At 52.9% G+C, this 765-nt stretch carries 1 protein-coding gene; it reads right to left on the bottom strand.

Going from position 1 to position 765, the window contains the following annotated elements:
- Positions 1-474 precede the first annotated feature (474 nt).
- On the bottom strand, positions 475-765 hold a 291-nt coding region (locus K5R16_RS21985), incomplete at its 5' end, for a hypothetical protein (RefSeq protein ID WP_220740535.1).

Raw genomic sequence — 765 nt, 5'->3', positions numbered from 1 at the left:
CTTTCCTTTTTCTTTTTTCCTTTCTTCCCTCTCCTCCCCCTTTCTCCCCCCCTCTCCCTCTCCTTTCTCTTCCTCTTTCTTTCCCCCTCTTCCCCCCCCTTTCCCCCTTCTTTTCTCCTTTCCCTCCCTTCTTTCTCCTCTCCTTTCTCCTCTCCCTCCTCCCTTCCTCTTTCTTCTCCCCTTTTCTTCCCTTCTCCCCCTCTTCTCCCTCTTCCTTTTTCTTTCCCTTTCCCCCCTCTTCCCTCCCTTCCCTCCTTTTTTCTCCCTCCTCTTCTTTCTTTCCCCCCTTCCTTCCCTTTCCTCCCTCCCCTCCCCTTCCGCTGGCTCGGCTCCCTGCTGCTGCGTGGCCCGGTCTCGGCCTTCCCCTGTGCGCCGCCCCCCCCGTCTCTTGCCCTCCTCCCGCCCTCTTCTTCTCTTCCCCTCTCCCTCCCTTTTTCCTCTTTTCTTTTCCCTTCTCCCTCCCCCCTCCCCTCTTTACTCTATTTCTTTTTTTCTTATTTCACTCTTTCTCCTATTTACCCCCTCTTTTATTTTATTATCTTCCACTTCCCCTTCCCTTCTTCTCCCCCCCCTCTTTTTCTCTCCCCCCTCTTTTCTCCTCTTCCCCCTTTCTTCCTTTTTCTTCCACCCCTTCTTTTTTTTTTTTTTTTTTCTTTTCTTTCCCCCCTTCTTTCCCCTCTCTTCTCTCCTTTCTCTTCTCCCCCTCTCCTCTCCCCCTCTCCTCCTCCTTCTCTCTTCTTCCTTCTTCTTCTTTCCCCCCCCCCC

This window comes from Shewanella sp. c952, from assembly GCF_019654975.1.
GTDB lineage: Bacteria > Pseudomonadota > Gammaproteobacteria > Enterobacterales > Shewanellaceae > Shewanella.
This window is presented reverse-complemented; position numbering and strand designations above follow the sequence as displayed.